Genomic DNA, 23,000 nt, shown 5'->3' with positions numbered 1-23,000 from the left:
ACGAACAGGCCGCGCACTCTCAGTTGTTATGGAGAATCACAATGAGCAAGCAAATTCCGTTTGAAATGGTGTTGGAGAAGGCCTACCAGTACAAGGCCGAGATGACTCAGTTCCTGCGCGACATGATCGCCATCCCGAGCGAGAGCTGCGATGAGGAGCGGGTGGTGCTGCGCATCAAGCAGGAGATGGAGAAGGTTGGTTTTGACAAGGTGGAGATCGACCCCATGGGCAACGTGCTGGGCTATATCGGCCACGGCCCGCACCTGATCGCCATGGATGCCCACATCGATACCGTGGGGGTCGGCAACATGGCCAACTGGACCTTCGATCCCTATGAGGGGATGGAAGATCACGAGATCATCGGTGGTCGCGGCGCCTCCGATCAGGAAGGGGGCATGGCCTCCATGGTCTATGCGGGCAAGATCATCAAGGATCTGGGACTGGAAGACGAGTATACTCTGCTGGTGACCGGCACCGTGCAGGAAGAGGACTGCGACGGTCTCTGCTGGCAGTACATCATCGAGCAGAGCAAGATCCGCCCCGAGTTCGTGGTCAGTACCGAACCGACTGATTGCCAGATCTACCGTGGCCAACGCGGCCGCATGGAGATCCGCGTCGAGGTGCAGGGCGTCAGCTGCCACGGCTCTGCGCCGGAGCGCGGTGACAACGCCATCTTCAAGATGGGCCCGATCCTTGGCGAGCTGCAGGAGCTGAGCCACAACCTCGGCAATGACGACTTCCTCGGCAAGGGCACCCTGACCGTCTCCGAGATCTTCTTCACCTCACCGAGCCGCTGCGCCGTGGCGGACAGCTGCGCCGTCTCCATCGACCGCCGCCTCACCTGGGGCGAGACCTGGCAAGGTGCGCTCGACGAGATCCGTGCCCTGCCTGCGGTGCAAGCCGCCGGTGCCGAGGTCTCCATGTACCAGTACGACCGTCCGGCCTATACCGGTCTGGTCTACCCGACCGAGTGCTACTTCCCGACCTGGAAGGTGGAAGAGGATCACATCACCGTCAAAACCCTCTCTAAGGCTTATCGCGAGCTGTTCAACAAGGAGCCGGTGGTGGACAAGTGGACCTTCTCGACCAACGGGGTCTCCATCATGGGTCGCCACGGTATTCCGGTGATCGGTTTTGGCCCGGGTAAAGAGCCGGAGGCCCACGCCCCGAACGAGAAGACCTGGAAAGAGCATCTGGTCAAGTGCGCCGCCATGTACGCCGTGATCCCCATGCTCTATCTGGCCGAGCTGGACAAGTAAGGGGTCTGCCGGGTGGTGACTGCCATCGCCGCCCGGCTGTCGCAAGTGTGGCAAGTGCCCCGTCTCCATTGAGGCGGGGCTTTGCTGTTTGAAGTGATGTTCGAGGTGGTGGGGATGAAACGGCTGATCAAAAACGGTGTGCTGGTCGATGCACAGGGTGAATATCGTCAGGATCTGCTGATCGATAACGGGGTGATCCGCGCGCGAGCCGCCGCTATCCAGCCCGATGGCGAGACCGACGTGATCGATGCCAGCGGCTGCTATGTGATGCCGGGTGGCATCGACGTCCACACCCACTTCAACATCGATGTGGGCATTGCCCGCAGTTGCGATGACTTTTTCAGCGGTACCCGTGCTGCCGCCTGTGGTGGCACCACCACTATCGTCGATCACATGGGATTTGGCCCGGCGGGGTGTAACCTGCATCACCAGCTGGCCCGCTATCACGACTATGCCGCCGATCAGGCGGTGGTCGATTACAGCTTTCACGGCGTTGTCCAGCATGTGGATGACGCCATCCTCCACGAGATGGCCGCCATGGTGCAGGAGGAGGGGATCAGCAGCTTCAAGCTCTATCTCACCTACCAGTACAAGCTCGGAGATCACGATGTGTTGCGCGCGCTGGCCCGCCTCAAGGAGGTGGGGGCGCTTGCCACCGTCCATCCCGAGAACGATGCTGCCATCGCGGCGCGCCGTGCGGCCCTGCTGGCCGCCGGTCACCATGAACCCTGGTATCACCCGCAAAGCCGCCCATTGGAGTGCGAGGCGGAGGCGATCGCCCGGATGATCAATCTGGCCGGACTTGCTGGCAATGCGCCACTCTATATCGTCCACCTCTCCAACGGCTTGGGGCTGGAGTATCTGAAACTGGCGCGTCGTCAGGGGCAGCCGGTCTGGGTGGAGACCTGCCCGCAATATCTGCTGCTCGATGAGCAGTGTTATTACAAGGAGAACGGGGTCGACTATCTGCTGAGCCCGCCGCTGCGCTCGCGCCGCGAGCAGGACAAGCTGTGGGTCGGCATCGCTGCTGGCGACATCGACACGGTGGCGACCGATCACTGCAACTTCTCCCACGCCCAGCGCGTGACCCTCTCGGGAGGCGATTTCAGCCGCTGCCCCAACGGCTTGCCCGGGGTCGAAAACCGGATGCTGCTGCTGTTTTCCCACGGGGTGCTGGGGGGGCGCATCTCGCCGTCCCGCTTCGTGGCCCTCACCAGCGCCAACCCGGCGCGCCTGTTTGGCCTCTGGCCGCGCAAGGGCAACTTGCAACCGGGATCTGACGCCGATCTGGTGCTGATGGATCCCCGTGGTGACACCCTGATTTCTCACCCACTGCTGCATGACAACGGCGACTACAGCCCCTACGAGGGGATGCGTTGCCCGGGCCAGATCAGAATGACCCTCAGTCGCGGCGAGATAGTCGCTCGCGACGGCGAGTTTCTGGGGCTGCGTGGTCATGGCCGCTTTCTGGCCAGGGCACCCTTTGATCCGCTGCTGGGCGAAGCGGCCCGAGAACAGCAATTAGCACAATGATAGACAGAACAACCGAGCCGGTATGACGCCGGCCCACCTTTATCATCGGAGAGCACAAGATGAAACAGCGTATCGTACTGGCCCTGGGGGGCAACGCTCTGGGCAACAACCTGCCCGAGCAGATGAAGGCGGTGCAGAGCACGGCGGGCACCATTGCCGACCTGATCGCTCAGGGGCATGAAGTGGTGGTGACCCACGGCAACGGGCCGCAGGTGGGGATGATCCAGCAGGCGTTCGAAGTGGCGGCCCGCCACGAGCCAAAATCCCCCCATCTGCCCATGTCGGTCTGCGTGGCCCTGAGTCAGGGTTATATCGGCTATGACCTGCAAAATGCCCTGCGTGAAGCCCTGCTGGAACGCGGCATCCACAAGCCGGTCGCCACTCTGGTGACCCAGGTGGAGGTGGATAAAAACGATCCCGCCTTCCTCGACCCTAGCAAACCCATCGGCGGTTTCTTCAGCAAGGAGGAGGCCGAAGCATTGATGGCCAAGGGGGAGCGGCTCAAAGAGGATGCCGGTCGCGGCTATCGCCGGGTAGTGGCATCCCCCAAACCCGTCGATATCATCGAGAAAGAGACCGTCTCTGCCATGCTGGCCGCCAGTCAGGTGGTGATCACCGTCGGGGGCGGCGGTATTCCGGTGCTGCGCGAGGGCAATCACCTGCGCGGTGCCAGCGCGGTGATCGACAAGGATTGGGCCAGTGCCAAGCTGGCGGAACTGATTGACGCCGACATGCTGATCATCCTTACCGCGGTAGAGAAAGTGGCCATCAACTTCGGCAAGCCCGAGGTGCAGTGGCTCGATCAGCTGAGCGTGGGTGATGCCCAGTGTTTTATCGAGCAGGGGCAGTTTGCCAAGGGATCCATGCTGCCCAAGGTGGAGGCGGCGCTCTCGTTCGCTACATCCTTGCCCGGGCGAAAATCCCTGATCACCCTGCTGGAAAAGGCAGCCGAGGGCATTGCCGGCAAGACGGGAACCCTTATCAGCCGCTAGGCGTTCCAGCTCGGGTTGAGTGTGATTGCGGGGGCCGTCGGCCCCCTTGTTCATTTCGGGGGCGACCATGGTCAGCGGAGGATGAGCGGCGTAAGATGGCCGCCTTCAAGCGCGGGCAAGACGCCGAGAGCAGACCCGGCGCAATGAGTGACAAGAGGTGAGTAGCAAGCAAATGAGCGGAAAGATCAATATGGCGGCGCTGGTGGGATTGATCCTGCTCACCGCCATCTGGAGTTACAGCTGGATCGTGATGAAGCAGGTGATGCTCTACGCGGGGGCCTTCGAGTTCACCGCTCTGCGCTGCCTGTGCGGATCTCTGGTTCTGCTGCTGGTATTGGCCCTGCGCGGGCGCCGTTATCTCAAACCTACCCCGTTTCGCTATACCCTCGCCATCGCCCTGTTCCAGACCTGCGGCATGGTGGGGTTGGCTCAGTGGGCGCTGATCAGCGGCGGGGCGGGCAAGGTGGCTATTCTGAGCTACACCATGCCGTTCTGGGTGGTGATCTTCGCGGCGCTCTTTCTCGGCGAGCGGATGCGCAAGCTTCACTATTTGGCGGTCGGAGTGGCCGCCTGCGGGCTGCTGCTGGTGATCCAGCCCTGGTTGCTGCATCTTGAATCCCTCAAGAGCGCGCTGTTGGCGATCCTCTCCGGCATCTGCTGGGGGATCAGCGCCATCATCGCCAAGCGGATGTATGCCCGCCATCCCGGGGTGGATCTGATGTCCCTCACCACCTGGCAGATGATCTACGCCACCGTGGTGATGACGCTGGTGGCCGCGCTGGTGCCGGAGCGCCCCATCGACTGGCAGCCCTACGTGATGGGGGCGCTGGCCTATAGCGCTATTTTTGCCACCGCCATTGCCTGGAGTCTCTGGCTGTTTGTGCTGAAAAAACTGCCAGCGGGTATCGCCAGCCTCGGTACCCTGGCGGTGCCGGTGAGCGGCGTGCTGCTCTCCTGGTGGCTGCTGGGCGAAAATCCGGGGCCAGTGGAGGGGAGCGGTATCGCCCTTATCGTGCTGGCGCTTCTTGTCATCAGTCGCAAGGGCAAGCGTTCCGTGGTGTCAGTGGCGGGGGAAACCCGTATCAAGCACGGTTGAGTGGTGACTGGGCTGCCAGTGGCACGATAAACAGCACTCAAAAGAGCCCGCGACAGGGGACCAGCCCCTAGTTACAATGGCGTGGTCTGACTGTGCTGGAGCACAGGTATCTGATTTATTGTGATTATTTCAACGAACCTAACGGCAAGGATGAGACCGTATGATGACGCTGGTGTGGTTGGCTGTAGGCCTGGTGTGTCTGGTTGTGGGGGCCGAATCTCTGGTGCGGGGCGCATCTCGCCTCGCCACCATGATGGGGATATCGCCACTGGTGGTGGGATTGACCATAGTGGCCTTTGGGACCAGTGCTCCCGAGCTGGCTGTGAGCATCCAGTCTGGCCTCGAGGGTCAGGCAGGGATAGCGGTGGGGAACGTGGTTGGCAGCAATATCTTCAACGTGCTGTTTATTTTAGGTATTTCGGCACTGATCGTACCGTTGACCGTCTCCCAGCAACTGGTACGTCTCGACGTTCCCTTGATGATAGTGGTCTCTTTTCTGGTGTTGTTGCTGGGCTACGATGGCCGTATTGCGCCACTGGAAGGGGCGCTGCTGTTTGCCGGCATCATCGCCTACACCGTGTTTCTCTTTGTCCAGAGTCGACGGGAAAATAAAGCGGTGCAGGCGGAGTACGAGCAGGAGTTTGGTACCCGTGAAGCGAGTACGGCGGGCAACTGGTTGCGCAATCTGCTCTTTATTGCCGCAGGTCTGGGTCTGCTGATCCTCGGCTCCCGTCTGCTGGTTGGCAGTGCGGTTGAGATTGCCCACTACTTCGGGGTGAGCGATCTGATCATCGGCTTGACCATAGTGGCGGCCGGTACCTCCTTGCCCGAAGTGGTGACCTCCATCGTCGCAGCCCTACGCGGGGAGCGGGATATCGCTGTGGGGAACGTGGTGGGCAGCAATATCTTCAATATCCTCTGCGTGCTGGGGCTCACCTCCATCGTCACTCCCGGTGGGCTTGAAGTGTCGGCCACCGCCCTTCAGTTCGATATTCCGGTAATGATTGCGGTGGCGCTTGCCTGCCTGCCCATCTTCTTTACCGGTTACACCATCGCCCGCTGGGAAGGGGCGCTGTTTCTGGCCTACTACATCGGCTACACCTGCTGGCTGATCCTCCACGCCACATCCAGTCCGCTGCAAGGTCAGTTCAGTGCAGCGCTAACCGGTTTTGTGTTGCCGCTCACCGCCATCACTCTGGTTGTGCTGGCGGTGCGAGCCTGGCGATTGCAACGAACCCGGTCGTGATGCAGGTTCTCCTGATGTAAAGGCGCTGCATCAACCGACAGGCCGAAAAAAGCCCCACCATCATGGTGGGGCTTTTTGCTTGGTGAGGGGGACGCTATCGGCGCTGGGCCAGATGCATCATGGCTTCCAGCACGGCGCCGCCGATGGCGCGTGCCTTGTCGGATACCGTAGTGGCGTCGGCCCGCTCGCCTCTGGGGTCGATGTCACCGATCTTGAAGCCGACAGTCACCTCGATGCCATCGCTCAGCAGCCCCCGCACCATGCCGGAGAGCGGCGCGATAATGGGGGCGTCCCCCACATGGGCGATCACATCCCCCTCCTGCACCAGATCACCGAGCTTGATAATGCTCTTCATCACCCCGGCGACAGGGGCACGCACCACCCGGCGGGCGGAGTGCCCCTCGATCACCCCGGGAATGCCGGTATTGGGTTGGGCGGGGCCCTGATAGATGACCCGGCCCAGATGATGGCCGCGGTTGGTCTCAATGACCGCATCACAGTCGCGTCCCGCCTCAAATCCCGGGCCAAGGGCCACCGTAATGGGGGCCATCTCCTTGTGGGTGCCGAGATTCTGCTTGGCGAGGATGGCATCCACCAGATAGCGGGGCTTGAGCTCGGCGAGGGTGGTGCAGTCGGGGTCAACCAGCAGCGGAATGATGCCCCGATCCAGCTGCTCGAACGCTTGCTCAACGCTCTCGACCCGCTTGGCGCGCACACCCTCGACACTGGTTTCACCATCGAACATCCCTTGAGCGAAGGCGACGGTGCGGCGGATCACCGTGGGCTTGTCGAGATCCAGCATCACCACCTTGAAGCCGGCATTGTGCAGGCGCAGCGCCACCCCGGTGGCGATATCGCCTGAGCCACGCATCACCACCAGCTGATCCCGCTTGAGGCGAACATCGTCCTGCATCAGCCCACCCGATTTGCCGTTTTTCACCTGCAGCAGCTCGGCGAGGATGCTGATGGCGATCTCCTCGGGGGTTTCGGCTCCGATGTTGTAACCGATGGGGGCGTGCAGCTGCTGCAGTTGCTCCTGGCTCACCCCTTGCTGGCGCAGCGCCTGGGTGAAGGTCTGCACCTTGCGCTTGCTGGCGAGCAGCCCCAGATAGGCGAGGGGGCGATTGATGAGCCGCTCCAGCGCCTCCTTGTCCTGATGGTTGGTGGCGATGATGACGAAGTTGGCGGGCTCGATGGCCAGCGCCTCGATCACCGCGCTGATGGTATCGGCCTGTTTGAGATGGGTGCCGACGGGGAAGTGATCGGGGTTGAGGCTCCCTTCAAAACAGTCGCCCACATGGATATCAAAACCCAGTGGCGCCGCAGCATGGGCCAGCGCCCGGTTGACGTGACCGGCACCAATGAGCACCAGCCGGGGGCGCAGGCCATAGACATCGATATAGACCGACATGGCTCCACCGCAATCCGACCCGACCGCATGCTCACCGTTGCGTGCCATCCGGCCGTGGAAGATGCGCGGCTTGCGCTCGGCAATGGCGGCCATCGCTTCCTCGATCACCAGCCGCTCGATCATGCCGCCGCCGATGGTACCGAGGATCTGGCCATCGGCCATCACCAGCATCTGGGCCTGATGGCGCGGGGTGGAGCCCCGGCTCTCGATGATCTGGGCCATGGCAAACGGCGTGTTCTCCTGTTCCAGTCGGGCTGCGTGTGCAAACAGATTCATAAGGTACCTCTTTTCATCCTTAAAACGTCAGGGGTGAGGCTAAAGCGCCTCCCCGTGCGGAGCTGTGCAGATCAGGTGACGGATGGGGGGGGATTCGCGCACGGCCCCCTGCCAGATGGCGTGGATCTCGGGGTGGCGGCTCTGCAGCTTTATCAATTCCGCCAGCCACGACGCCTCATTTTGATAATCGCCATTGATAAACCAGATCCGGCGCGCCCCGGGCGGGGTGCCCTTGAACACCCCCTCGGGGTGGGAGAGCAGTCTGTCAAACAGTGCCCAATCCAGTGGCTCACCCGCCGCAATCCCGCACAGGGCCTGCAATTCAGCCCAGCGGTGGATCTGCGATGGCTCGGCATTGGCTCCCACCATGGCGCCGCCCAGCAGGGCGATCACCCAGTCACTTTGGTGTGGAATGCAAGGTTCATGCAAAGCGGGCACTTTCAATAACTTGTGATGGGCGCCATCCGCTTCGACCAGGATGAGATCGAAGCGCTGCTGTCCTTTGAGCAGGTCGATTTGGCGCAGATCCGGCCCTGCAACCTTGCCGGTGCGCTCGTCAAGATGGCTGAACAGGGCAACCAGGGTCGGGCCATCCGGCAGCGCCTGACAGCGGGTAAGTTGACGAACGGGATCAGTCTCGATAATCAATTCCCGATAGTGTGATGGGGCTGGCAGAAACATTCGGGTGGTGGTGGTAATTAGCACCCTTTTACCCTGCTTATAAAAATATTCCGCCAGCCAGAACAGGGTGCTGGTTTTTCCGCCGGCACCACAAAGGCTAATTAGCGTGGTATGGTTGTCACTATTTTCAAGCAGTGGATTTAAAAGCGAACCAATATCCGGAAACGCGTGAATAACAGAGTGTGGCAAGGACATGGCAATGACCGAAATAAATAGCGAGGTGAATGAAAAGGTGCAGGCTCGGGGGCGTGAACAGTGTGACTGTATAATTACCGCAGCAGGTTTGTCATCCCGCATGGGGGCATGGAAAATGATGCTACCTTATGGCTCGGGGACAATTCTTGATGCAAGTCTCAAAAATGCCCTGGCCTTCTGCTCCCGGATTATTTTGGTAGTGGGCCATCGCGGGGCCGAACTCGCAGCCTGTTATGGAAATCGCCCCGACATTCTCATCGTCCATAACCCTGACTATGAGTTGGGGCTGGGCAGTTCCATCCGCTGCGCTCTGGCGGCCAGCGATGCTGACTACCTCTTTATCAGCCACGGGGATCTGCCCTGTATCCCGTGCGAGGTCTATCAGCAGTTGTGGCAGGCGCGCGGAGAGCTCGCCCTGTTCCCGAGCTTTGAGGGGGAGGCGGGTCATCCGGTCTTGCTGCCAAAGTCCCTCGCAAGGGCGCTGGCTGCCGCGCCGGCACAGGGTTCGGTGCGCCGCTGGTTGCTGCAACGCCCACACCGAAGCATACCGGTCGAGAGTCCTGCCATCCTCTTTGATATCGATACCCCCGAGCGATATCAGGCGCTGATCCGCGGCGAACTGGAGCTGCGTTCTGCCGACGAGCTGACATCTGCACAGGGCTGAGTCGTATCGTTGGGACCCACCTCCCTTTGCGTGCAATGGCAGCCAGCGGGGCGGTAACGCCGAGTCATCTCGCAGCCTTTGGATAAACCGAAATAGCGACGACCGCCTTTTATATAGCAGTGACTTTTAAGCCAGCCCCGGCCATATTGGCTGGGGCTGGCTTGCGATAATGCTGGATGATTTTCACCCTATCAAAGTGATATTTATCGCTGCCGATTTGATACTTCTCTTTTTTCTCTGGCATTGCCTTGAATAAAATTTCAAGTGAGTGAGAACCACTCTCATCAATCATAATGGCGGCATGTCAAACAGCCTTCATTAATTCGAGCCATCTCACGCTTTTACCCTAAAAAATAGTTTTGCCGATGGAGTGGCCTGATAGTTGCTCTTCTCCTTGCCAAGGGGTAATGCCCGTGCGGGATACCCCATTTATTCATGCTGCCAATGCGCAGAACAGCTGCAAGGAGATAGCCATGGGCGATATTATGCGACCCGTTCCCTTCAAGAACCTTCTGACCCGTATTTTTGCGGAATATAAAGAGAGTCAGAGCATTTTTGGTATTCCCGCCGCACAATTTTATCGCAAGCCGGACGAGCGCAAGATCAAGGTGTTCGGTGAAACCTGCGAGACCCCCATCGGCCCGGCAGCCGGCCCCCATACCCAGTTGGCCCAGAACATCGTCACCTCCTGGCTGACTGGCGGGCGCTTTATCGAGCTCAAGACGGTGCAGATCCTGGACCGTCTCGAACTGGAAAAGCCCTGCATCGACGCCGAAGACGAGTGCTTCAACACCGAGTGGTCTACCGAGTTCACCCTGCCCAAGGCGTTTGATGAGTATCTGAAAGCCTGGTTTGCCCTCTACCTGCTGGAGGAGGTGTTTGACCCGCGCCTCGACGGAGAGGCCAAGTCCTTTATCTTCAACATGAGCGTGGGTTACAACCTTGACGGCATCAAACAGCCACCAATGCAGCAGTTTATCCACAGCCTGATGGATGCAAGCCAAAGTCCGAAATTTGCTGAATACCAGCAGGTGGTACGTGAGCTGGTGGCCGACGAGCAGTTTATCGCCGAGCTGGGAATGGGGGCGCGGCGCGATCGCCTGCAACAGCTGGTAGATCGTATCCCGGCCAATCTGGTGCACGGCGTCACCCTCTCTACCATGCACGGCTGCCCACCGAACGAAATTGAGGCCATCTGCCGCTACATGCTGGAAGAGAAGGGGCTCAACACCTTCGTCAAACTGAACCCGACCCTGCTGGGCTACCCGCGGGTGCGCGAGATCCTCGATACCTGCGGCTTTGATTACATTGGTCTGAGCGAAGAGTCGTTCGATCACGATCTCAAGCTGGATCAGGCCAAGGCCATGCTAACCCGTCTGATGGCGCTGGGCGCCGAGAAGGGGCTCACCTTCGGGGTGAAACTCACCAACACTCTCGGCACCATCAACCGCAAAGGGGCGCTGCCGGGGGATGAGATGTATATGTCCGGCCGGGCGCTGTTCCCGCTCTCCATCAACGTGGCGGCCGTGCTGTCCCGCGCCTTCGATGGCAAGCTGCCCATCTCCTACTCGGGCGGTGCCAGCAAGTTCAACATCGCCGAGATCTTCGAGACCGGTATCCGTCCCATCACCATGGCCACCGATCTGCTCAAGCCGGGTGGCTACCTGCGCCAGATTGAGTGCCTCAAAGAGATCGACGCCTCTGACAGCTGGGGCATGAGTCAGGTAGATGTGGCCAAGCTGGAAGCGCTGGCCGCCAAGGCCCTCACCATGGATTACACCCAGAAGGAGTGGAAGTCCGAGGATCGCATCGAAGTGGGTGGCGGCCTGCCGCTGACCGATTGCTACGTGGCGCCCTGTGTCACTGCCTGCGCCGTGCATCAGGATATCCCCGAGTACATTCGTCTGATGGGCGAGGGAGAGTATGTGGCAGCCCTTGAACTGATTTATCAGCGCAACGCCTTGCCTGCCATCACCAGCCATATCTGCGATCACCAGTGCCAGTACAACTGCACCCGTCTCGACTACGACAGCGCGCTCAATATCCGCGAGCTGAAAAAAGTGGCGCTGGAGCGCGGCTGGGAAGGGTACAAGGCCCGCTGGCACAAACCGGCTGGCAGCGGTGACAAGCACCCGGTCGCGGTGATTGGCGCAGGCCCGGCCGGTCTCTCCGCCGGTTACTTCCTGGCCCGTGCCGGCCATCCGGTCACCGTGTTCGAGCGCGAAGCGGATGCCGGTGGCGTGGTCAAGCACATCATCCCCGAGTTCCGCATTCCGGCCGAACTTATCCAGCATGACATCGACTTTGTTGCCGCCCACGGGGTCAAGTTCGAGTTTGGTTGCGATCCGGCGCTCACCGTCGACAAGCTGCATGCCCAGGGCTTTAGCTATGTTTTCGTCGGCATCGGCGCCGACAAGAATGGCGGTATGCGCCTCGAGGGGGGGCACGAGCGGATTTACAAATCCTTCCACTTCCTGCGCAGCTTCAATCAGGGCAAGCCGCTGCCGCTGGGCCGCCATGTGGCGGTGATCGGTGCCGGCAACACCGCCATGGACTGTGCCCGCGCTGCCCTCAAGGTGCCCGGTGTCAGCGATGTGACCGTGATCTACCGTCGCAGCGAAAAAGAGATGCCCGCCTATCGCGAGGAGTATCTGGAAGCGGTGGAGGATGGGGTGCGTTTCTGCTTCCTCACCAATCCGGAGCGCTTTGACAAAGATGGCAAGCTCACCGTGCGGATGATGGCGCTGGGGGATCCTGACGAGCAGGGCCGCCGCCGTCCGGTGCCTACCGAGCAGACCGAAGTGATGCAGATGGATGCCCTGATCACCGCCATCGGCGAGCAGCCTGACTGCGAGGTGCTCAAAGCGATGGGGATTCCTCTTGGCAACGATGGCTGGCCCGAGGTGGATGGCCAGACCGGCGAAACCAGCCGTCGCAACGTCTTCCTGATCGGTGACGTGCAGAGCGGCCCATCCTCGATCGTCGGTGCCATCGGTGGTGCCCGCCGCGCCGCGGATTTGGTGCTCTCTCGCGAGCATATCGCTGGCAGTCAGGCCGAGGTCTCAATCCAGCCGTCGGGCAAGGACGAGATCTACCGTCGCAAGGGGAGCATCGCCGTCACCCTGGTAGACAAGAGCGAGCGCGATGCCTTCGTGGCGCAAGAGGCGCACCGTTGCCTCGAGTGCAACTACCTCTGCAGCAAGTGCGTGGATGTCTGCCCCAACCGGGCCAACGTCGCCATCGCGGTGCCGGGCTTCAAAGACCAGTTCCAGACCCTGCACCTGGATGCCTACTGCAACGAATGTGGCAACTGCGCCCAGTTCTGCCCGTGGCAGGGCAAGCCCTATCAGGACAAGGTCACCATCTTCAGCCTGCCCGAGGATTTCGACAACAGCCGCAACCCCGGTTTCTATCTGGCGGATAGTGGCGAACTGCGGGTGCGTCAGGATGGCGAGACCTATCGTCTGACCATAGACGCCCAGAGCCGGATCAAGGATGCGCCAGCGGCCCTTGGCGACATGTGCCGGATCATCAGCCATGTCCATGCTCATCACCACTACCTGCTGGGGGCCGTCGAGGCCTGAGCGAACCACGAATAAGCGAAGGAGCAAACCATGTTTATTCTGAAGAACGTCACCGCTGTCCAGCTGGAGCCGACCCGGGTGCTGGAAGGGGTGGATATCGCCATCGAAGGATCGCTTATCAAAGCGGTGGGGCCCAATCTGCGGGCCCTCTACCCGGAGGCCAACTATCGGGAGATGGGCGGCAAGCTGGTGATGCCGGGCATCGTCTGTGCCCACAACCACTTCTACTCAGGCCTGTCGCGGGGGATCATGGCCAATATCGCCCCTTGCCCGGATTTTATTTCCACCCTGAAAAATCTCTGGTGGCGGCTCGATCGGGCGCTCGATGAAGAGTCCCTCTACTACAGCGGTCTCATCTGCTCGCTGGAAGCGATCAAGAGCGGCTGCAGTGCGGTGATCGACCACCACGCTTCGCCCAACTTCATCAAGGGCTCCCTGAATGTGCTGTGCAAAGGGTTTATGGAGGCGGGTCTGCGTGGCATGACCTGCTTCGAGACTACGGATCGCAACGGCGGCCTCGCCGAACTGCAGGCCGGGGTGGAGGAGAACATCCTGTTCGCGCAGGCCATTGATGCCGCCAAGGCCAAGGGGAGCGAACCCTATCTGGTGGAGGCTCATATCGGTGCCCATGCCCCCTTCACCGTACCCGACGAGGGGCTGGCCATGCTGCGCGAAGCGGTACAGGTCACCGGTCGCGGGCTGCATATCCATGTGGCGGAGGACCGCTACGACATGGCCCACGGCCACCACCACTATGGTAAGGAACCCATCGCCCGGCTGGACGAGTTTGGCCTTGTCGACAGCAAGACCCTGATCGCCCACGGCATCTACCTGAGCCCGGCTGACATCGAGCTGCTCAACAGCCGCGATGCCTTCCTGGTGCACAACGCCCGCTCCAACATGAACAACCATGTGGGCTACAACATGCACCTGCCGGAGTATCGCAATCTGGCACTTGGCACCGATGGTATCGGCTCCGACATGCTCGAAGAGCTCAAGTTTGCCTACTTCAAACACAAGGATGCCGGTGGCGCGCTGTGGCCCGACAGCTTTGCCCGCTTCCTCTGGAATGGCAACACCCTGCTGGAACGCAACTTCGGCGCCAAATTTGGCCGCCTGGAGCCGGGATACAAGGCCGACCTCACCATTTGCGACTACGACGCACCGACTCCGCTGGCGCCGCGCAACCTCGGTGGCCATCTCGCCTTTGGTATGGGATCGAACAGCGTCAACAGCGTGATGGTGGAGGGGCGCATGGTCTATCAGGACCGCGAGTTCCCGTTCGATGTCGCGCCCATTTATGAGCAGGCCAGCAAGGTGGCGAGCCGCCTGTGGCAACGGATGGATCAGCTGGCCTAGAGCCATCTTCCACAGTTTTGGACCGGATTGCCCGCCCTGTGGATCTCCCCGGCGGCGGGCAGCAAGAGTAAGGACGACACATGATTGAGCAATTCTTCCGACCCGAGCAACTGGGTCAGGCTTTGGAACTCAAGGCCAGCTTCGGCAACGACGCCGTCTACATGGGGGGCGGCAGCAAGCTTAACGCCGCCCCGACCCGCACCGACAAGAAGGTCGCTATCTCACTGGACAAGCTGGGGCTTGACCAGATCGAGCAACAGCACGGCCAGCTCCATATCGGCGCCACCGTCACCCTGCAGACCCTGAAAGATGATCCCCGCACCCCGGCCGCCCTGTGCGACGCGCTGGGGTTTGTCTACTCCCGCCATCTGCGCAATCAGGCCACTCTCGGTGGCGAACTTGCCTGCCAACAGCAGGACTCCCCCTTGCTGCCGGTGTTGCTGGTGCTCGAAGCCGTGGTGGTGCTGGAGAACAACCTGCTGCAACCCATCGATGCCTATCTGGCGGGCCAGCGCAAGGAGCTGGTGCTGGGGGTGGTGCTGCCGGAGCCTGAACTGCGCTGCGCCACTCGCCGCATCAGCCGCAACGCCGACGGCTTGGCGGTGATGACTGCCGCCGTGGCCCTTGATGCCCTTGGCGAGATGCGGGTCGCCGTTGCTGGCGTTACGCCGCAGCCGATGCGCCTGCGGGATCTGGAGCGCCGCGATCTGCACGATGCCGCGCTGGAGGCGGCCGTGAGCGAGCTGGTTGCACCGCGCGAGGATCTCGGCGGCAGCGTGACCTACAAGCGCTATATCAGCGGGGTAGTGGTGGCGGATCTGCTGGTCGAGTGTCAGCAGCAGGAGGTACAGGCATGATGGAACTCAACTTTACCCTGAACGGTGCCCTGCGCACCGTCATCACTCCGGCTGGCGAGAATGCCCAGCGGGTGCTGTTCAACCAGTGCCGGATGCACTCGGTGCGCAACAGCGACGACGGCTTTGGCTTTGCCGGCTCCGACGCCATTCTCTTCAACGGCAAGGTGATCAACGCCTCCCTGCTGATCGCCGCCCAACTGGATGGGTCAGAGGTGCGCACCGCCGAGTCGCTGGGCAGCTGGAACCAGCTCAGCCTGGTACAGCAGGCGATGGTAGATGTGGGCGTGGTGCAGTCCGGCTACAACGATCCGGCCGCCGCGCTCATCGTCACCGACCTGCTTGATCGCCATCCCGAGCCCACCCGTGATCAAATCGACGATGCCCTCTCGGGCCTGTTTCACCGTGATGGCGGTTACCAGCAGTTCTATCAGGCCATCGAGCTCGCTTGCTCACGGATGAAGGATCCCGATTACCTGTGCCAGATCGCCCCGGAGTTTCGCGACGATCTGCGCCACATCGGCAAGAGCTGCCCCAAGGTTGACGCCGCCAAGATGGTGCAGGCCAAGCCCTGCTACGTGGAGGATCGGGTCACCGAGGATGCGTTGGTCATCAAGATGCTGCGCAGCCCCCATCCCCATGCGGTGATCACCAAACTCGACGTGAGCCGCGCCGAAGCCATGCCGGGGGTGGTGCATGTCATCACTCACCTCAACTGCCCGGATATCTACTACACCCCGGGTGGCCAGAGCGCACCCGAGCCGTCACCGCTCGATCGCCGTATGTTCAGCCGCAAGCTGCGCCACGTAGGTGACAGGGTCGCCGCTGTGGTGGCCGAGAGCGAAGCCATCGCATTGGCGGCGCTGAAACTCATCGAGGTCGAGTATCAGGTGCTGCCGGCGGTCATGACTATCGATGAGGCGATGGCCCCCAATGCGCCCCTGGTCCACGATGAACCCATTGTCTACATGGCCGGTGCACCTGCGGATCTCGAGCAGCAGAACGCCTGCTCGGTGCGCCGCGGCGACGAGCACATGATCATCAACTTCCCCATCGGTTCCCGCCCGCACGAGAACCTGGCCGCCAGCGTCCATGGCCAGATTGGTGACGTGGCCAAAGGGTTTGCCGAGGCGGACGAGATAGTCGAGCGCACCTACGAATCGACCCAGGCCCAGCAGTGCCCGACCGAGCCGCACATCTGCTTCACCTACATGGATGGGGATCGTCTGGTTATTCACGCATCCACCCAGGTGCCTTGGCACGTGCGCCGTCAGGTAGCGCGCATCGTCGGCCTCAAGCAACATCAGGTGCATGTGATCAAGGAGCGGGTAGGGGGCGGCTTTGGCTCCAAGCAGGATATCCTGCTGGAAGAGGTATGCGCCTGGGCGACCAAGGTTACCGGCCGTCCGGTCACCTTCCGTTATACCCGTGAAGAGGAGTTCATCAGCAACACCTCCCGCCACGTGGCCAAGGTGAAGGTGAAAGTGGGGGCCAAGAAAGATGGCACCATCACCGCCATCGATATGGATTTTCGTGCCAACACCGGCCCTTACGGCAACCACTCATTGACGGTGCCAAGCAACGGCCCGGCGCTATCCCTGCCGCTCTATCCGTGCGACAACGTGCGCTTTACCGTCAACACCTACTACAGCAACATCTGCCCGACCGGGGCCTATCAGGGTTATGGCGCGCCCAAGGGCAACTTCGCGCTGACCATGGCCATTGCCGAACTTGCCGAGAAACTGGGTATCGATCAGCTCGACATGGTGGAGCACAACCGGGTGCATGAAGGGGACATCCTCAAGGTGCTGGGGGCCATCGGCGAGGGCAAGATGCCCACCTCTGTGCCCCACGCTGCCAGTTGCGCCCTCGAGCCCATCCTCAAACAGGGTCGCGAGCTGATTGCCTGGGATAGCCCCAAACCCGCCGACGGGGATTGGCGCATCGGTCGTGGCGTCGCCATCATCATGCAAAAATCGGGGATCCCCGATATCGATCAGGCTAACTGCATGGTCAAGCTGGAATCTGACGGCACCTTTATCGTTCACTCCGGTGGCGCCGATATCGGCACCGGCCTCGATACCGTGGTGGCCAAGCTGACCGCCGAGGTGCTCGTTTGCCCGCTCAGCGATGTGCATGTGATCTCCGGCGACACCGACCATGCGCTATTCGACAAGGGAGCCTACGCCTCGTCCGGTACCTGCTTCTCCGGCAATGCGGCCAAGATGGCGGCCGAGAACCTCAAGGCGAAGATCCTGTTCCACGGCGCCGCCATGCTGGGCGAGCCGGTCGAAGACGTAGAGCTGGTTCACCCGGGCATAGTACGCGGCAAGCAGGGGGAGGTGAGCCTCGCCAAGCTGGCCCACAAGGCCGAGACCGGTACCGGCTTCGGCATTCTGGTGGGCACCGCCAGCTACATCACCTCTGAGCTCGCCTTCCCGTACGGGGCCAACTTTGCCGAGGTGGCGGTCAACGTCAGAACCGGCGAGATCCGGCTCGACAAGTTCTACGCCCTGCTCGACTGCGGTACCCCCATCAACCCGGAGCTGGCCCTCGGCCAGATCTACGGGGCGACCATGCGGGCCATCGGCCACACCATGACCGAAGAGATCTGCTACGACAGCAAGGGCATTCCGCTGACACGGGATCTGAAGAGCTATGGTGCGCCCAAGATTGGCGACATTCCGCGCGATTTTCGGGCCTTCCTGGTGCCGAGTGACGACAAGGTTGGCCCTTACGGCGCCAAGTCCATCTCGGAAATCGGGGTGAACGGCGCGGCGCCCGCCATCGCTACCGCCATCCACGACGCTTGCGGTGTCTGGCTGCGCAAGTGGCACTTCACGCCGGAGCAGATCCTGCGCGAACTGGGCAAGCTGGAGCAAAAAGTGTCGGCATAACAAAAGAAAAGGTGAGGGGCGGGCGCCAGCTCGCCCCCAGCGCCTGACGGCGGAATGAGTACTCCGCCTACATTCTGTGTGATGGGACAAACACGATGTCTAAAACAACACGCAAGCACTCGGATCTCATTTACGAGCTGGAAGACAAACCCCCGTTTTATCAAACCCTGATGGGTGCAGTGACCCATCTGCTGGCCATTTTTGTCCCCATGGTGACCCCGGCGCTGATCGTCGGTGGCGCCCTGGGTCTCTCCACCGAGATCACCGCCTATCTGGTCTCCATGGCGATGATCGCCTCCGGTATCGGCACCTGGCTGCAGGTGAACCGTTATGGCCCCATCGGTTCGGGGCTGCTCTCCATCCAGTCGGTCAACTTCTCCTTCGTGACCGTGATGATCGCGCTCGGCGGCGCCATGAAAAAAGATGGCATCCACGAGGAGCTGATCGTCTCGACTCTGCTCGGGGTCTCCTTTGTCGGCGCCTTTCTGGTGATGGGCTCCTCCTTTGTGCTGCCCTACCTCAAGCGGGTGATCACCCCGACCGTGAGCGGGGTAGTGGTGCTGATGATTGGTCTGAGCCTTATCAAGGTGGGGATCATCGACTTTGGCGGCGGCTTCTCCGCCATGAGCAGCGGCACTTTCGGCAAATACGAGCACATCGGGCTGGGGCTTTTGGTGCTCTGCGTCATCGTCGCCTTCAACTGCAGCCGAAGCCCGCTGCTGCGGATGAGCGGCATCGCCATCGGCCTGCTGGTAGGTTATGCGGTGGCCCTGATGCTCGGTATGGTGGATTTCTCCGCCCTTGAGGACCTGCCGCTTATTACTGTGCCGATCCCGTTCAAGTACGGTTTCACCTTCGATTTTCACGCCTTTATGCTGGCAGGCACCATCTATCTGTTGAGCGTGCTGGAGGCGGTGGGGGACATCACCGCCACCGCCATGGTCTCCCACCGGGATATTCAGGGCCCCGTTTCAAAAACGGCTCTCCGGCGGCGTGCTGGCTGACGGTCTGGTATCGGTGATCGCCTCTGCCCTCGGCTCTTTGCCACTCACCACCTTTGCCCAGAACAACGGCGTCATCCAGATGACCGGGGTGGCCTCACGCCATGTGGGCAAGTTTATCGCCGTCATTCTGGTGCTGCTGGGGCTCTTCCCGGTAGTGGGGCGCTTCTTTACCACCATACCGTCACCTGTGATGGGGGGCGCCATGGTCATCATGTTCTCGATGATCGCCATCGCCGGTGGTCGCATCATCATCAGCCACGGCTTCGATCGGCGGGAGACCCTGATTGTCGCCACTTCGCTGGGTCTTGGGCTCGGGGTTTCCTATGACCCGAACGTCTTCAAGGTGCTGCCGGCGGGTATCTACATGCTGGTGGAGAACCCCATCTGCGCCGGCGGCATCACCGCCATCATCATGAATCTGGTGCTGCCGCAAAGCCGCAAACGCAAGGCGGCCGTCAGGGATGCCGAGGCGGTGGAGGTGATCCAGCTGAGCGACAAGCCGGATGTGAGCTTTACCGCCCGCAGCGCGGGCCTGTCATCGGCCAGCAAGGGTGAGGGGTCACCAGAGCCAGTGCCCGGGCAGGCGGTGGCGCCACAAGTGGAACGGATCTGACGGTTAAACCGGCAAAAAACGTCAACAGAACAAGAAAAACAGGGAAACGGTTATGAAAAACGACAACTCTGTCAAAGCGGTACGCGGCAGCTTCTTCGATATCACCCGGGTGGTGGATCAGCCCGAGGAGATTGAGTCCAACGCCCGTCTTATCGAGGATGGTCTGCTGATCATTCGCAACGGTTGCATCGACTGGTTCGGTGAGTGGGAGGAGGGGAAAGATCGCATTCCGGCCGAAGTGCGGGTGCGCGATTATCGCGGCAAGATGATAGTGCCGGGCTTTGTCGATACCCACATTCACTATCCCCAGAGCGAGATGGTAGGGGCCTATGGCGAGCAGTTGCTGGAGTGGCTCAACCGCCACACCTTCCCGGCCGAGCGGCGCTACAACGATCTCGAGTATGCCCGCGAGATGTCCACCTTCTTTATCAAGCAGTTGCTGCGTAACGGCACTACCACGGCGCTGGTGTTCGGCACCGTTCACCCCGAGTCAGTGGATGCCCTGTTCGAGGCGGCCAGTCGCATCAATATGCGGATGATCGCGGGCAAGGTGATGATGGATCGCAATGCCCCCGATTATCTGCTCGATACCGCCGAGAGCAGCTATGTGCAGAGCAAGCAGCTTATCGAGCGCTGGCACGGCAACGGTCGACTGCTCTATGCCATCACACCACGATTTGCACCCACCTCGACACCCGAGCAGCTGGCGATGGCGCGGAGACTGCGCGAAGAGTTTCCCACCACCTATCTGCACACCCATCTGTGCGAGAACAAGGACGAGATTGCCTGGGTCAAATCCCTCTTCCCGGCGCACAAGGGCTATCTCGATGTCTATCACCAGCATGGGCTCACCGGCCACAACTGCGTCTTTGCCCACTGCGTCCATCTGGAAGAGCAGGAGTGGGATTGCCTGAAGGAGACTGGCTCCACCATCGCGTTTTGTCCCACCTCGAATCTTTATCTCGGCAGCGGTCTGTTCAAGCTGCACAAGGCGTGGCGCAAGCAGGTGAAGGTAGGGATGGGCACCGACATCGGCGCCGGTACCACCTTCAACATGCTGCAGACCCTCAACGAGGCCTACAAGGTGATGCAGTTGCAGGGCGAACGGCTCTCGGCCTATCAGGCTTTCTATCTGGCCACCTTGGGCGGCGCCCATTCGCTGGGGCTGGACGAGAAGATCGGCAGCTTTGTGGTGGGCAAGGAGGCGGACTTCGTGGTGCTCGACCCGGTCGCCACCCCGCTGCAGCAGCTGCGTTATGACAACTCCACCACCCTGCGGGACAAGCTCTTTGTGCTGTTGACCCTGGGGGATGACAGATCCATCTACCGCACCTATGTGGATGGCCAACTGGTGCATGAACGGGGGTAGGGCTTGTAGTGGGCTGCCGCGGCGCAGCCCCAACGAATACGGCGGCTGGCGTGCCCCACAGGGGCGCCAGTCTTGCCGCACCACAGGGGATCTCCCCGCATAGAACGTGAAATGGCCCGGTTTTTTTGACCAGCAAGGCAAACGTTTGAGTCAAGGCTGCCTGCCCTGGTCTGTCTGTCGCATCCTCTGCCACCATCGCCTGTTTCTCATCAGACTGGCGCTCGGCAGACCCGCAGATCCTGTCGCCATTTCGTCATGGAACATTCAGGCGCGTGTGAAGGAGTTGGGTATGACCCAAGCAAACAGCAGGACAAACAGCGTGGAACAGCTGGCCAATGATGACGCCAGCCAGAGCGCAGCAAAGCAACAGCCGCTCACGGCTCTTGATCGCTACTTTATGATCAGCGAGCGGGGCAGCAATGTCAGACAGGAGGTGCTGGCGGGCCTCACCACCTTCCTTGCCATGGTCTACTCGGTGATCGTGGTGCCAAGCATGCTCGGCAAGGCGGGCTTTCCTCCCGGCGCCGTGTTTGTGGCCACCTGTCTGGTGGCGGGGTTCGGTTCGCTCTTGATGGGGCTCTGGGCCAAGTTGCCGATGGCCATCGGCTGCGCTATTTCCCTCACGGCGTTTACTGCCTTCAGTCTGGTGCTGGGGCAGCAGATCCCCATTCCGGTGGCGCTGGGGGCCGTCTTCCTGATGGGGGTGCTGTTTACCGCCATCTCGGTGACCGGGGTGCGTAGCTGGATCCTCGACAACCTGCCGATGGGGATTGCCCACGGCACCGGCATCGGGATCGGTCTCTTCTTGCTGCTTATCGCTGCCAACGGGGTGGGGCTGGTGATCAAGAACCCGCTGGAGGGGCTGCCGGTGGCGCTGGGGGCTTTTACCTCCATGCCGGTCATTATGTCCCTGATCGGCCTTGCGGTGATCTTCGGGCTGGAGAAGCTGAGAGTACCGGGGGGGATCCTGCTGGTGATCATCGCCATCTCCATCTTCGGCCTTATCTTCGATCCGGCGGTCAAGTATCAGGGATTGTTCGCCCTTCCGAGCCTCTCGGACGATCAGGGCAAGTCCCTCATCTTCAGTCTGGATATCATGGGGGCCCTCTCGCCGCTGGTGCTGCCCAGCGTGCTGGCGCTGGTGATGACAGCGGTATTCGATGCCACCGGCACCATCCGCGCCGTGGCGGGCCAGGCCAACCTGCTCGATAAGGATGGTCATATCATCAACAGCGGCAAGGCGCTCAGTGCCGACTCGGTCAGCAGCATCTTCTCCAGTCTGGTGGGGGCGGCCCCCGCTGCCGTCTATATCGAATCGGCCGCGGGCACGGCGGCGGGGGGCAAAACCGGCCTCACCGCGACCGTGGTCGGCGGCCTCTTCCTGCTGATGCTGTTCCTCTCGCCGCTCTCCTATCTGGTGCCCGCCTATGCCACCGCACCGGCCCTGATGTATGTGGGGCTCTTGATGCTGAGCAACGTCACCAAGCTCGATTTCGATGACTTTGTCGGGGCCATGTCCGGGCTGGTGTGCGCGGTCTTTATCGTGCTCACCTGCAACATCGTCACCGGCATCATGCTCGGCTTCAGTGCGCTGGTGATCGGCCGCATCTGCTCGAAGGAGTGGCACCAGCTCAACGTCGGCACCGTGGTCATCGCCCTAGCGCTGGTGCTCTTTTATGCTGGGGGGTGGGCTATTTAGGGATAACCCGCCCGTTTCGGGGCTGCCATCGGCAGCCCCGCTTTTCTTTGCCAAACCTGCATGTTCATTTGATTTTCACCCCGTACCATTTTGATAAATCCCCTTACCAGATTGATAGCGCTGTGGGAACTGGTTGCATCGGGGGCTGCTGCTTCGTCTCCGGCAGGCACCTTGCCGGCCAGAAAAAGGGAGACAGATGGGATCCTCTTCACACTTCTTCCCATCGCCGGGGAGAGAGGGGGAAACAGGCGCATATCTTGCTGTTTTT

Annotated in this window: 16 protein-coding genes and 1 pseudogene; 13 read left to right on the top strand and 4 right to left on the bottom strand. The window is 61.1% G+C overall.

Going from position 1 to position 23,000, the window contains the following annotated elements; translation table 11 throughout:
* The first annotated feature begins 41 nt into the window (after positions 1 to 41).
* The 5 genes from ACTG2G_RS20285 to ACTG2G_RS20265 all read left to right on the top strand — a co-directional run bounded on the left by ACTG2G_RS20285 (position 42) and on the right by ACTG2G_RS20265 (position 6,126).
* Positions 42 to 1,259, top strand: a complete 1,218-nt coding sequence (locus tag ACTG2G_RS20285) for a YgeY family selenium metabolism-linked hydrolase (protein ID WP_236268137.1) — start codon at positions 42 to 44, stop codon at positions 1,257 to 1,259.
* Positions 1,260 to 1,373: 114 nt separating this feature from the next.
* Positions 1,374 to 2,792 (top strand): dihydropyrimidinase, encoded by a 1,419-nt coding sequence (gene hydA / locus ACTG2G_RS20280; protein ID WP_429205508.1) that lies wholly within the window; start codon positions 1,374 to 1,376, stop codon positions 2,790 to 2,792.
* A 59-nt stretch (positions 2,793 to 2,851) separates the two neighbouring features.
* The gene (gene arcC, locus ACTG2G_RS20275; RefSeq protein ID WP_421386379.1) at positions 2,852 to 3,784 is read left to right on the top strand and encodes a carbamate kinase; all 933 of its coding nucleotides are present in this window, start codon (positions 2,852 to 2,854) and stop codon (positions 3,782 to 3,784) included.
* A gap of 172 nt (positions 3,785 to 3,956) precedes the next feature.
* Positions 3,957 to 4,880: a DMT family transporter gene (locus ACTG2G_RS20270; RefSeq protein ID WP_421386381.1), complete on the top strand. Its 924-nt coding sequence runs from the start codon at positions 3,957 to 3,959 to the stop codon at positions 4,878 to 4,880.
* A gap of 160 nt (positions 4,881 to 5,040) precedes the next feature.
* Positions 5,041 to 6,126, top strand: coding sequence for a calcium/sodium antiporter (locus tag ACTG2G_RS20265; protein WP_151285962.1), 1,086 nt, complete (start codon positions 5,041 to 5,043; stop codon positions 6,124 to 6,126).
* A 94-nt stretch (positions 6,127 to 6,220) separates the two neighbouring features.
* Here ACTG2G_RS20265 and yqeB read toward each other — a convergent pair whose 3' ends face one another.
* Positions 6,221 to 7,813 (bottom strand): selenium-dependent molybdenum cofactor biosynthesis protein YqeB, encoded by a 1,593-nt coding sequence (gene yqeB / locus ACTG2G_RS20260; protein WP_439985792.1) that lies wholly within the window; start codon positions 7,811 to 7,813, stop codon positions 6,221 to 6,223.
* Positions 7,814 to 7,852: 39 nt separating this feature from the next.
* On the bottom strand, positions 7,853 to 8,689 hold the full coding sequence (gene yqeC / locus ACTG2G_RS20255; protein ID WP_104014758.1) for a selenium cofactor biosynthesis protein YqeC: 837 nt from the start codon (positions 8,687 to 8,689) through the stop codon (positions 7,853 to 7,855).
* Here yqeC and mocA point away from each other — a divergent pair.
* Positions 8,688 to 9,353 (top strand): molybdenum cofactor cytidylyltransferase, encoded by a 666-nt coding sequence (gene mocA, locus ACTG2G_RS20250; RefSeq protein ID WP_439985791.1) that lies wholly within the window; start codon positions 8,688 to 8,690, stop codon positions 9,351 to 9,353. The genes yqeC and mocA overlap by 2 nt on opposite strands.
* Before the next feature lie 109 nt (positions 9,354 to 9,462).
* Here the strand turns inward: mocA and ACTG2G_RS20245 are convergent, their stop codons facing one another.
* Positions 9,463 to 9,645, bottom strand: a complete 183-nt coding sequence (locus ACTG2G_RS20245; protein ID WP_181222331.1) for a hypothetical protein — start codon at positions 9,643 to 9,645, stop codon at positions 9,463 to 9,465.
* Between the two features lie 181 nt (positions 9,646 to 9,826).
* On the opposite strand from ACTG2G_RS20245, the gene ygfK reads away from it, so the two are divergent.
* The 7 genes and pseudogenes from ygfK (at position 9,827) to ACTG2G_RS20210 (ending at position 22,732) form a co-directional block, all read left to right on the top strand.
* A complete protein-coding gene (ygfK, locus tag ACTG2G_RS20240; RefSeq protein WP_439985790.1) occupies positions 9,827 to 12,937 on the top strand; it encodes a putative selenate reductase subunit YgfK in 3,111 nt (1,036 codons plus the stop codon).
* A 30-nt stretch (positions 12,938 to 12,967) separates the two neighbouring features.
* Positions 12,968 to 14,296: a putative aminohydrolase SsnA gene (gene ssnA / locus ACTG2G_RS20235; protein ID WP_421212358.1), complete on the top strand. Its 1,329-nt coding sequence runs from the start codon at positions 12,968 to 12,970 to the stop codon at positions 14,294 to 14,296.
* Positions 14,297 to 14,376: 80 nt separating this feature from the next.
* Positions 14,377 to 15,153: a molybdopterin-dependent oxidoreductase FAD-binding subunit gene (gene ygfM / locus ACTG2G_RS20230; RefSeq protein ID WP_421212357.1), complete on the top strand. Its 777-nt coding sequence runs from the start codon at positions 14,377 to 14,379 to the stop codon at positions 15,151 to 15,153.
* Entirely contained in the window at positions 15,150 to 18,047 is a 2,898-nt protein-coding gene (locus tag ACTG2G_RS20225; protein ID WP_439985789.1) for a molybdopterin-dependent oxidoreductase Mo/Fe-S-binding subunit, read from the top strand. Before ygfM ends, ACTG2G_RS20225 begins: the two co-directional genes overlap by 4 nt.
* 95 nt (positions 18,048 to 18,142) lie before the next feature.
* Positions 18,143 to 19,664: pseudogene (locus ACTG2G_RS20220) on the top strand (nucleobase:cation symporter-2 family protein).
* A 52-nt stretch (positions 19,665 to 19,716) separates the two neighbouring features.
* The gene (gene guaD, locus ACTG2G_RS20215; protein ID WP_259588288.1) at positions 19,717 to 21,033 is read left to right on the top strand and encodes a guanine deaminase; all 1,317 of its coding nucleotides are present in this window, start codon (positions 19,717 to 19,719) and stop codon (positions 21,031 to 21,033) included.
* A gap of 397 nt (positions 21,034 to 21,430) precedes the next feature.
* Positions 21,431 to 22,732 (top strand): NCS2 family permease, encoded by a 1,302-nt coding sequence (locus ACTG2G_RS20210; RefSeq protein WP_421231045.1) that lies wholly within the window; start codon positions 21,431 to 21,433, stop codon positions 22,730 to 22,732.
* Here ACTG2G_RS20210 and ACTG2G_RS20205 read toward each other — a convergent pair.
* Entirely contained in the window at positions 22,729 to 22,986 is a 258-nt protein-coding gene (locus tag ACTG2G_RS20205; protein WP_421386396.1) for a hypothetical protein, read from the bottom strand. The two genes, ACTG2G_RS20210 and ACTG2G_RS20205, sit on opposite strands and share 4 nt — an antisense overlap.
* Positions 22,987 to 23,000: the final 14 nt, after the last annotated feature.

This window comes from Aeromonas sp. 55A, from assembly GCF_051919665.1.
Taxonomy (GTDB): domain Bacteria; phylum Pseudomonadota; class Gammaproteobacteria; order Enterobacterales; family Aeromonadaceae; genus Aeromonas; species Aeromonas veronii.
This window is presented reverse-complemented; position numbering and strand designations above follow the sequence as displayed.